9 protein-coding genes and 1 tRNA gene are annotated in these 11,609 nt (G+C 33.1%); 6 read left to right on the top strand and 4 right to left on the bottom strand.

What is annotated here, in order from left to right; translation table 11 throughout:
* From DFQ10_RS05390 to DFQ10_RS05375, 4 genes are all read left to right on the top strand, one after another.
* A partial coding sequence (locus DFQ10_RS05390; protein ID WP_147299175.1) for a gliding motility-associated C-terminal domain-containing protein occupies positions 1–2,356 on the top strand: 2,356 nt, incomplete at its 5' end.
* 15 nt (positions 2,357–2,371) lie between these two features.
* Entirely contained in the window at positions 2,372–3,313 is a 942-nt protein-coding gene (locus DFQ10_RS05385) for a PorP/SprF family type IX secretion system membrane protein (RefSeq protein ID WP_115816327.1), read from the top strand.
* Between the two features lie 10 nt (positions 3,314–3,323).
* A complete protein-coding gene (locus tag DFQ10_RS05380; RefSeq protein ID WP_115816326.1) occupies positions 3,324–5,204 on the top strand; it encodes an OmpA family protein in 1,881 nt (626 codons plus the stop codon).
* Between the two features lie 27 nt (positions 5,205–5,231).
* On the top strand, positions 5,232–5,732 hold the full coding sequence (locus DFQ10_RS05375) for a GTP-binding protein (RefSeq protein ID WP_115816325.1): 501 nt from the start codon (positions 5,232–5,234) through the stop codon (positions 5,730–5,732).
* Here the strand turns inward: DFQ10_RS05375 and era are convergent.
* On the bottom strand, positions 5,723–6,604 hold the full coding sequence (gene era, locus DFQ10_RS05370) for a GTPase Era (protein ID WP_115816324.1): 882 nt from the start codon (positions 6,602–6,604) through the stop codon (positions 5,723–5,725). The two genes, DFQ10_RS05375 and era, sit on opposite strands and share 10 nt — an antisense overlap.
* A gap of 144 nt (positions 6,605–6,748) precedes the next feature.
* Between era and DFQ10_RS05365 the strand changes: the two genes are divergently transcribed.
* A complete protein-coding gene (locus DFQ10_RS05365) occupies positions 6,749–8,416 on the top strand; it encodes a formate--tetrahydrofolate ligase (protein WP_181897589.1) in 1,668 nt (555 codons plus the stop codon).
* 100 nt (positions 8,417–8,516) lie between these two features.
* On the opposite strand, the gene rpsT is transcribed toward DFQ10_RS05365, so the two are convergent.
* The 3 genes from rpsT to proS form a co-directional block, all read right to left on the bottom strand.
* A complete protein-coding gene (gene rpsT, locus DFQ10_RS05360; protein ID WP_115816323.1) occupies positions 8,517–8,768 on the bottom strand; it encodes a 30S ribosomal protein S20 in 252 nt (83 codons plus the stop codon).
* Positions 8,769–8,793: 25 nt separating this feature from the next.
* Positions 8,794–8,865, bottom strand: a tRNA-Glu gene (locus tag DFQ10_RS05355).
* Positions 8,866–8,975: 110 nt separating this feature from the next.
* Positions 8,976–10,454 (bottom strand): proline--tRNA ligase, encoded by a 1,479-nt coding sequence (gene proS / locus DFQ10_RS05350; protein ID WP_115816322.1) that lies wholly within the window; start codon positions 10,452–10,454, stop codon positions 8,976–8,978.
* Positions 10,455–10,555: 101 nt separating this feature from the next.
* Between proS and DFQ10_RS05345 the strand changes: the two genes are divergently transcribed.
* Entirely contained in the window at positions 10,556–11,602 is a 1,047-nt protein-coding gene (locus DFQ10_RS05345) for a hypothetical protein (protein WP_115816321.1), read from the top strand.
* Positions 11,603–11,609: the final 7 nt, after the last annotated feature.

Raw genomic sequence — 11,609 nt, 5'->3', positions numbered from 1 at the left:
TACTTATACTGTAAGTAATTCATGTGGTAGTAGCTCTGCCACTATCACTATTTCAACTAACAATAGCGATGCAGGAGATAATGGTAATCTTGAACTTTGTAGTACTGATATGCCTGTAGACTTATTCAATAGTCTAGGAGGAACTCCAGATATGGGAGGAACATGGTCTCCTGCTTTAACAAGTACAACTGGCATGTTTGATCCAGCAATAGATATTCCTGGAATTTATACTTATACAGTTTCTAGCTCATCACCAGCATGTCCTGATAATTCTGCAACAGTAACGGTTTCGGTTTTACAAGCACCTGATGCTGGTAGCAACGGAACACTAAATTTATGCGATTCTACAAATACGGTTAATTTATTTGATACTCTAACCGGAACACCAGAAACAGGAGGTGTTTGGTCACCGGCACTTAGTAGTGGTACAAACATTTATGATCCTAGTACTGATACTGCTGACGTTTACACTTATACTGTAAGTAATTCATGTGGTAGTAGCTCTGCCACTATCACTATTTCAACTAACAATAGCGATGCAGGAGATAATGGTAATCTTGAACTTTGTAGTACTGATATGCCTGTAGACTTATTCAATAGTCTAGGAGGAACTCCAGATATTGGAGGAACATGGTCTCCTGCTTTAACAAGTACAACAGGCATGTTTGATCCAACAATAGATCTTCCTGGAATTTATACTTATACAGTTTCTAGCTCATCACCAGCATGTCCTGATGATTCTGCAACAGTAACAGTTTCGGTTTTGCAAGCACCAAATGCTGGAACTGATGGATTATTAGATATATGTTTAAGTGACGCAACCGTAACAGCTAATTTATTCGATGCCTTATTAGACTCACCTGATACAGGAGGAACATGGTCTCCAACATTAACTAGTGGAACTGGGATATTTGATCCTAATACAGATACTGTTGGTACTTATACGTATACTATAAGTAATTCTTGTGGAACAAGTTCTGCGGAAGTCACAGTTTCAACTTCTAATCCTAATGATGCTGGTACTGGCACCTCTATTGAATTATGCAGTAATGCGACTGCTATCAATTTATTTGAAAGTTTAGAAGGAACTCCAGATATCAATGGAACTTGGTCTCCTACACTTAATAGTGGAACAGGAATATTTGATCCAACAATAGATGCGGCAGGTACGTATACTTATACCGTTTCTGATAGTGCATCTAGTTGTCCACAAGCTACAGCATCAATCGAAGTTTCAATTACTGAATTACCAAATGCAGGAACAGATGGTACAGCTCTTCTATGTATAGATGAAACTAATACTATTAATTTATTTGAAAGCCTTGAAGGAAATCCAGACATTGGAGGTACTTGGTCTCCTGCTTTAACTAGTGGATCAGGAATTTTTGACCCAACCATAGATGATGATGGTATCTATACATACTCTGTAACTTCAACAGAATGTAATATTACGGTTTCTGCAAACGTTACGGTTACCATACTAGATCTTCCAGATGTTACAGGTCTTACAATGTCTATGGATAATAATGTAATTTGTGTAGGCTTAGAAGATGCTATAATTGACATTACAGGTGCTAATCAATTACCAGATGGAGATTACTCAATTGTATATCAACTTTCTGAGTCTAATGTCTCAGTAAATACTGTAGCGATTTCGATTTCAGGTGGAAATGCAACATTTACTATTCCTCAAACTTTACTTGAAAACCCTGGTATTACGATGGTTACCCTTTCACAATTATTTGTTCTTGGACAGAGTTGTAGTGCTATAACTACTGGTATAGATCCTGTTAAAATAGTGGTAGAAAAAATTCCTACACCAATTTTGATTGACAATGGTACGGAGTTTTGTTTAGAAGATAATTCAACAATAAGCGATTTATCTAATAATATAACAAATGTTAATTATGAAGATGGTGAAATAGTTATATGGTACGATCAATTAACAGATGGAACGGCTTATAACAATAATGAAATATTAGAAGAAGATACTATTTATTATGCTTCTATTAGATCTGCATTTGGTTGTGAGAGCGAAATTCGTTTAGAAGCGACTGTCAGTTTTATAGAGTGTATAGGAGACCTTGTTATACCTGATGGATTTTCACCAAATAATGATGGTATAAATGATGTTTTTGACATTCTATTTTTAGAAGACCTTTATCCAAACTATAAAGTTAGTGTCTATAATCGCTATGGAAACATTCTTTACGAAGGAAATAAAAATACACCTCAATGGGACGGTACATGGAAAAATAACAGTACCATTTTACCTGTAGGAGTCTATTTTTATATTATAGAATTTAATGATGGAGAGACAGAGCCTGTACAAGGTAGAGTTTATTTAAGTAGATAATTACGACAAATCAAAATGATAGATAAGCTAATAAAATATTTCATTGCTATAACAACTCTAACTATAGGGTTATTATCGCATGCACAGCAAGATCCGCAATACACTCAATATATGTATAATATGAGTGTTATAAATCCTGCATATGCTACAGACGATAATACAATGATGAACATTGGTTTGCTTTACCGTAATCAATGGGCTAAGGCTGTTGGAGGGCCTACCACAGGTACATACTTTGTACATTCTACCATTACAAGCCGCTTAGAAGGAGGATTATCTGTAGTACATGATGAAATAGGAGATGTAGTTAAACAAACAAGTGCTTTTGCAGATATTGCCTATGTACTTCCCGTTGGTACTAATACAAAATTATCTTTTGGAGTTAAAGCTGGTGCTACTATTTTCAATACAAATTTTGATGGTTTTGTTTATTCAGATCCAATAAATGAGGATCCAGCATTCGCTGAAAACATAAGTAAAACATTTCCTAATATAGGAGCAGGTTTATACTTTTTTTCAGATCATTATTATTTAGGTTTTTCAGCACCAAATCTTTTAGAAACAAAACATCTAGAGGAAGATAGTGGTGTTGTATCTCAAGGTTCTGAAAATATACACTACTTTTTTACAGGTGGCTATGTTATAGATCTAAGTGATACTTTTAAATTTAAACATTCGTTTATGGCCAAGCATGTCAATGGAGCACGCTTATCTATAGATTTAAATGCTAATGTTTTAATTAATGATCTAGTAGAACTAGGTGCAGGTTATCGCTTTGATGATTCTTATAGTGGTATGGTTAATTTTTCTATGACAGACGCTATTCGTATTGGTTATGCATATGACCATACAATTTCTAATTTAGGTCGATTTAATTCTGGATCTCACGAAATAATGCTATTATTTAACATTGGCAAACTCGGAAAAGGCTACGACAAATCACCAAGATTTTTCTAATTAAAGACAAATGAAAACGTTTAAACTATATATCTTATTTGCTGTAATAACAACAGGGAATCTTTGTTTTTCACAATCTAGTAAAGCTGATGCCTTATATGAAAACAGAGCGTATGTTGAAGCTGCAGAGATTTATTCTGAACTTCCTAAAACAGCTGTTAACTTAGAAAAGTTAGGAGACTGCTATTATTATAATTCTGAATTCGATAGAGCTTATCAAGCCTATAAACAAGTTTACGATTTAAAAGATAATACAGAACTTAGTGAAGACTTTTATTTCAAGTATTTTGATGTATTAAAAGGAATTAGAAAATATGAAGAATCCGATGAAATTTCAACTCTTCATTTAAACAATCCAATTAATACCAAAAGTTTTAAATCTCTATTAAAGCGTATTATTCCATACGAATATGAACTCATAAACCTAACTGAAGATATAGGAGGTTCTAATTTTGGTGTGGGTATTTATGGTGATAAAATTACATTTGCTTCAACAAAAAACTTAAAAAACCCAAATTATGAATGGAATAGTAAACCCTATTTAGATTTATATGAAGGTAAAGTTACCGTTGGAAATTCTATAACATTAGATAGTATAGAACCATTTAACAAAAAAATAAATACGTCTAAACAACATGAAAGTAATGCTGTGTTTACCAAAGATGGTAAAACCATGTATTTTTCTAGAAATCTAAAAAAACGTATCGATTTAGATTCCACAAAAATTGCGGTAGTAAGCATTTTTAAAGCTGAATTAGTTGATGACGAATGGACAAATATTGAACCTGTCCCTTTTTCAAGTGACACCTACTCTACAATGCATCCTGCTTTAAATAGTGATGAAACAAGACTCTATTTTTCTAGTGATATGCCAAACACATTAGGATCTTTTGATATTTTCTACGTAGATATCTTAGACACTAATTCTTTTGGTGAACCTGTAAATCTTGGTAAAAACATTAATACTATCCGTAGAGAACAATTTCCATTTGTAGCAAAAGACAGTACGCTATATTTTGCTTCTAATGGTAAAATTGGATTTGGTGGTTTAGATTTATTTTCTAGCAGTTATAAAAACTCAAAATACTTAGATGCCCTCAATTTAGGGGAATCAATAAATACAGAAAAAGATGATTTCGCATTTGTAGTTATAGACTCTCTAAACACAGGATTCTTATCATCTAATAGAACTGGAGAAGATAACATCTATACCTTTAAACGTATTGAAAATGAAAGAACTTATACTATTGAAGGATTAGTTACAGATAAAGTAACAGGTGAAATATTACCTAATACTACAGTAACTCTATTTGATGAAGATGGTAATGTCATTGCAGAACAACTCGTAGGAGAAGACGGAAAATATCAATTAACTACGAAGCCTAATCAGAAGTATTCTGTTGAAGGTTTTCAACCAAAATATATTCCTCAAATCGAATTTTTTGACACTAATGACAAGGGCAATATAGAATTTAATATTGAGCTAGAAATTGAATCTTATAAAGACGCTGAAGAAATAGTAACGGATGATGAAGAAGGTAACACTTATATTGAATTAGAAAATATTTATTTTGATTTTGCAAAATGGGACATAAGACCTCAAGCAGCAAAAACTTTAGATGTATTAGTGGCATTGCTTACAAAGTATCCACGTATGGAAATTCAATTAGGAGCACATACTGATTCTAGAGCTGGTTTTGAATTTAATTTAGAATTATCACAGAAAAGAGCACAAGCTACATTAGAATATATGGTAGAGAATGGTATATCAAGATCGAGATTAACCTCAAAAGGATATGGTGAAACTAAACCATTAGTACCATGTGGTGATGACTGTACAGAAACAGAATTTTCAATTAATAGGCGCTGTGAATTCCTTATTCTAAAATAAGGGAGCTTACTTATACCCTAATTAATTATGGCCCTTTCTAATGACATTGTTTTAAGACCACGCTTCAAGTTTGAAGTCGCAGCAAGTAACGAAACATTGTTAGAGGGTTTTGAACAAACAAAATCTAGCCAAACTGAATTTATAGTCTCGAGGATTGACGATCATGTTTTTATTAAATTCCCCAAAAAAAATCAACACTTTTGGTCACCTCAGTTACATTTAGAGATTAACAGCGAAGATCATAACAAATGTATTGTGAATGGCTTATTTGGACCAAATCCGACGGTTTGGACCATGTTTATGTTTTTACACTTTATAGTTGCAGGTTTATCTTTTGGTTTCGGAATTTGGGCATATACAAATGCAACATTAGGAAGTGCTTACTCTATACAACTATTTCTAACGCTATTGATGATAATAATTTGGTTTGTATTGTACTTTTCAGGAAGAATTGGTAGATCTAAAGGCATGCCAGAAATGCACAAACTACATGCCTTTATGAAAGAAACAATTAGAGTTTATCGTTGATTGTAACCAAAACGTTTTAATTGGTTCTGATTACTTCTCCAGTTCTTATTTACTTTAACATATAGTTCTAAGTGTACTTGTTTTCCAAAAAACTTTTCTAAATCTTTACGCGCTTCAACTCCAACACGCTTTAAAGCAGAACCTTTATGCCCTATAATAATTCCTTTTTGGGTTTCGCGCTCTACCATTATAACCGATCTCATTCTGATGATATTTTCTTCTTCAAAAAATTCTTCAGTATCAACCTCAACAGCATAAGGAATCTCTTTTTTATAGTGAATTAAGATTTTTTCTCTTATCGCTTCATTAACAAAAAAACGTTCTGGTTTATCAGTTAATTGATCTTTAGGGTAAAATGCAGGAGATTCTGGTAATAACTCTATAATTCTATCAAATACATTTTGAACATTAAATCCCTCTGTGGCAGAAATAGGAAAAAATTCAGCATTAGGTACTTTACTTTGCCATAATTCTGATTGCTCCTCTAATTGTTCTTGATTGGATGTGTCAATCTTATTTAATAATAATAGCACTGGAATCTTTGAATTGGTAATTTTATTAAAAAATGCTTCATCTTTAAGCTCCTTCTCACCTATTTCTACCATATAAATCAATACATCTGCATCATCAAAGGCAGACTTCACAAAATCCATCATAGATTCTTGCAGTTCGTATGCTGGCTTTATTATTCCTGGTGTATCACTTAATATCACCTGAAAATCTTCACCATTTACAATACCTAAAATTCGGTGTCTTGTAGTTTGTGCTTTAGATGTAATTATAGACAATTTCTCACCTATAAATGCATTCATCAACGTAGACTTACCTACGTTAGGGTTACCAATAATATTTACAAAACCAGCTTTGTGCATCTTTAAAAATTTATTGCAAAGTTACAATCTTTAACTCATTAAGTCATAAAAGAGTTGAAATACAATTTTACACATGACAAAAATCACAATTAGAACACTATTTTTCTTCTAAATTTGAGAGATAAACTATTATTTCTTTCTATTATGACAGATCTTCAAATTGCAAAAAAGGTAATACTAAAACCAATTACGGAAATAGCTGAAAAATTCGGAATAAATCCTGAACTTATAGAAATGTATGGAAAACATAAAGCTAAAATCCCTATTTCCTGCATTGATAAAACTAAAGCAGACCTTAGCAATCTTATTTTGGTATCTGCAACATCACCTACTCCTGCCGGAGAAGGTAAAACAACCATCTCAATTGGATTATCTGAAGCTCTAAATAGATTGAGTAAAAAAACTACTGTTGTACTAAGAGAGCCTTCATTAGGTCCTGTATTTGGAATAAAAGGAGGTGCAACAGGAGGAGGATATGCACAAGTCTTGCCGTTAGAGGATATTAATTTACATTTTACTGGTGACTTTTCGGCTATTGAGAAAGCTAATAATTTACTTGCAGCAATAATTGACAATAATATTCAGAGTAAAACAAACTCTTTAGGAATTGATCCCAGAACAGTTACCTGGAAACGCGTATTTGATGTAAATGATAGAGCTTTAAGAAAAATTATTGTTGGATTAGGTGGAACTAATTCTGGCGTACCCAGAGAAACAGGTTTTGATATTACAGCTGCATCAGAAATCATGGCAATTCTTTGTATTTCTAAAGATTTAAGTGATTTAAAAAAACGCATCGGTAATATTTTTATAGGTTATACATTTTCTAACCAACCCATTTACGCTAAAGATCTAAAAGTAGCTGGAGCAATGGCAGCCTTATTACAACATGCAATAAAACCAAATTTGGTACAAACGATTGAAGGGAATCCTGCTATTATTCATGGAGGGCCTTTTGCAAACATAGCTCAAGGCACTAACTCTGTAATTGGCACATTAATGGGAATGACATTTTCAGATTATACTGTCACGGAAGCTGGATTTGGTTGTGACCTAGGTGCAGAAAAATTTTTAGATATTAAATGCCAAAGTACAGATATCTCTCCTAAAGCTGTAGTACTCACAACAACAATTAGAGCATTAAAATATCATGGAGGTGCTGATTTAAAATCATTAACTATTACTAATTTGGAAGCTTTAGAAAAAGGACTTCCAAATCTAGAAAAACACATTGAAAACATACAGCAATTTGGGCTTACTCCAATAATTGCAATTAACAAATTTGAATCTGATAGTATTAAAGAAATACAATTGATAAAAGACTTTGCTAAAACTAAAAACATAAGCGTTGCTGTTGCAGATGTATGGGCTAAAGGTGGCGAAGGAGCTATTGAATTGGCTAAGAAAGTCATTGAAGTCGTTGAATCTAATAAAACTAATTTTGAGCCTTTATATAAATGGGAAGACACAATAGAGTCTAAAATAGAAACGATATCACAAAAGATATATGGTGCTGACCATGTAGAATATACCTCAAATGCTAAACGTCAACTAAAACGTATTAAAAACCTTGGCTTAGATCAATTAGCTATTTGTGTTGCAAAAACTGAAAAATCTTTATCAGATAATCCGAAGCTTCTAGGACGACCTAGAAACTTTACTATTACCGTTAGAGAAATTGAAATTGCTTCTGGAGCTGGCTTTTTGATACCTATTACTGGAGATATTATGAGAATGCCTGGTTTGCCAGCACATCCTGCCTCAGAAGGTATAGACATAAGCGATAGTGGAGAGATTACTGGGTTATTCTAAAATTTCAAAAAAAATATGATCATTTCACAATTCAAATTTCATTAACAAAAAAAAGTCTTTCCTTTCGGAAAGACTTTAAATATTTTAATAGAAACTACAATTATATTGAAGCAACATATTTAGTTAACTGTGACTTTAAGTTACCAGCTTTGTTAGCATGAATAATATTCTTTTTAGCTAACTTATCTACCATACTAATAATAGATGGTAACATTTTCTGAGCTTCATTTGCATCAGTAATTTCACGTAACTTCTTTATAGCGTTACGAGTTGTTTTATGATGATACTTATTAAGTACACGTCTCTTTTCGTTACTTCTTATTCTTTTTAAAGCTGACTTATGATTTGCCATTATATTTTTTTCTTATTAAAAATTGTAGCCCGTAGGGGAATCGAACCCCTCTTACATGGATGAAAACCATGCGTCCTAGCCGATAGACGAACGGGCCATTTTGGTTATTAAATTATTTAAATGAACCTACAACGTTTCCATTGCGGATGCAAAAATACAACTATTTTTAAATTGTGCAACAACCTTATTAATTTTTTTTAAAAAAATTTAATATGCCTTTGCAAAAAGCACTCTTTGCAATGATGGTTTTCCACTATAAACACATACACCATCTTCTTGCTTATTGTTCATAGGGATGCATCTAATCGTTGCCTTTGTTAGTTCCTTTATCTTTTGTTCAGTCTCAGCTGTTCCATCCCAATGCGCTGAAATAAAGCCTGTTTTTGTTTCTAAAACTTTTTTAAATGTTTCAAAATCATTTACCTCAGTAATGTGATCATCTCTATAAATTAAGGCTTTATTAAATAATTCATCTTGAATAACTTTTAAAAGATCTTTTATTGTAGACGTTAGTTCATCTATTTGAACAATTTCTTTTGTTAACGTATCTCGTCTTGCTAATTCAATAGTATTATTTTCTAAATCCTTTGGTCCTATTGCAATTCTCAAAGGCACACCTTGTAATTCATGCTGTGCAAATTTAGCACCTGGTCTATGAGTTGTTCTTTTATCAAACTTACAACTTATGTTTAATGCTTTAAGTTCTTTAATTATACTTTCTGCTTTCTCCGTTATTGCTTCAAACTGTTCATCATTCTTATAAATAGGAACAATAACCACTTGAAATGGCGCCAAATTTGGTGGTAAAACCAAACCTTTATCATCACTATGAGTCATAATCAATGCTCCCATTAATCGTGTAGAAACTCCCCAAGACGTTGCCCAAACATAATCTAACTTACCTTCATTATTGGTGAACTTAACATCAAAAGCTTTTGCGAAATTTTGACCTAAAAAGTGAGAAGTACCTGCTTGAAGCGCTTTTCCATCTTGCATTAAGGCTTCAATACAATACGTATCTAGAGCACCAGCAAAGCGCTCACTCTCTGTTTTAACACCTTTAATGACAGGCATAGCCATAAAATTTTCTGCAAATTTGGCATACACATCATTCATTTGTTCTGCTTCAACCAAAGCCTCAGCTTTTGTTGCGTGTGCAGTATGACCTTCTTGCCATAAAAACTCTGCTGTACGTAAAAATAAACGTGTACGCATTTCCCAACGTACTACGTTAGCCCATTGATTTATTAAAATAGGTAAATCTCTATAACTTTGAATCCATCCTTTATAAGTGTTCCATATTATCGCTTCACTTGTTGGTCTAACTACAAGTTCTTCTTCTAATTTGGCTTCAGGATCAACACGTAATTTCCCAGGATTATCAGGGTCATTTTGCAATCTATAATGCGTAACAACAGCACACTCTTTAGCAAAACCCTCCGCATTCTTCTCTTCTGCTTCAAATAAACTTTTCGGCACAAATAATGGAAAATAGGCATTCTCATGACCTGTCTCTTTAAACATTCTATCTAATTCAGCCTGCATTTTTTCCCAAATAGCATAGCCATATGGTTTAATTACCATACAACCTCTAACGGCAGAATTCTCTGCTAAATTAGCCTTTACAACCAATTCATTATACCATTTTGAATAATCTTCAGCTCTACTCGTAAGATTTTTGCTCATTTTCAGTGTTTTGGCACAAATATTGTGCTTATGTTAAATGTAATAAATAGTTCAGCAAAACTAACTATTTTTGCTATGTTCAACAATAAAATAAAAGAGATATGCAATTTAAAACTATTTTAATTCAAAAATTGCCATTTTTTGTTGCAATCGGTTTAGCCGCCGTGTTAACTTCTTGTGGTTCGTTTCAGTATTCAGGATACGATAATGATGGTATCTATTCTACTGAAGATTACGAAACTGATGAAACTGTAGTAACGACTTCTACTAATGATTCTAACTATTATAAAAACTATTTCGCAGAGAATTCTGCAGAAGTAGATGCTATAAAAGAAGAAAGCGAAATATTTACAGATATAGATTCTTATGAAGGTAACTATGTAGAACAAGCTACGGATACTTTAGAACAACGACCAGCATATGGTGGTTGGGGACAAGACAATAACACTATAACTATAAATTACATAGATAATGGTTGGTATGGTTATAACAGCCCTTGGATGTACTATGGAGGTTATAATTACTACGGCTGGGGAAGACCTTGGGGTTGGAACAATTGGGGCTGGAACAATCATTGGGCATATGGCGGATTTTATGGTTATAACTCACCATGGAATTACGGCTATGGCTACGGTTACGGCTACAACAATTGGGGCTGGAATAACGGTTACTACAATAATGGGTATTATAGAAACACAAGTAGATATGCTTACAGCAATTCTAGAAGAGGATCCTTACTTTACAATAATAATTTGAGCCGTAGTAGAAGTAATTCTGCATTATCATCAAGACGAAATTATTCAACAAGTAGATTGTCGAATTCATCAAGTATATCTAGAAACACTAGAAATACATCTCTTAGATCTAATAATCCAACAAGAACAATTAGAAATACAAGAGCTACCACTCCAACAACGCGTACTACAAGATCTAATACTAGAATTACCAGACCATCTACAACTAGATCTTCTAATAGTACTAGGTCAACTTCACCAACAAGAAGTACAAGATCAAGTGGAACCACGCGTTCTAGTTCTAGTAGCTCAAGATCTTCATCTAGCAGTGTAAGATCTTCAGGAAGTTCTAGATCTAGTAGCAGTAGTACTAGAAGTAGTTCATCTAGCAGTAGCAGACGAGGAAGAGGTTAGACTTTAA

Origin of the sequence: Winogradskyella eximia, assembly GCF_003386165.1 — a bacterium.
Taxonomy (GTDB): Bacteria; Bacteroidota; Bacteroidia; order Flavobacteriales; family Flavobacteriaceae; genus Winogradskyella; species Winogradskyella eximia.
Note: the sequence above shows the minus strand (reverse complement) of the source record. Positions and strands in the feature narration are given on the sequence as shown.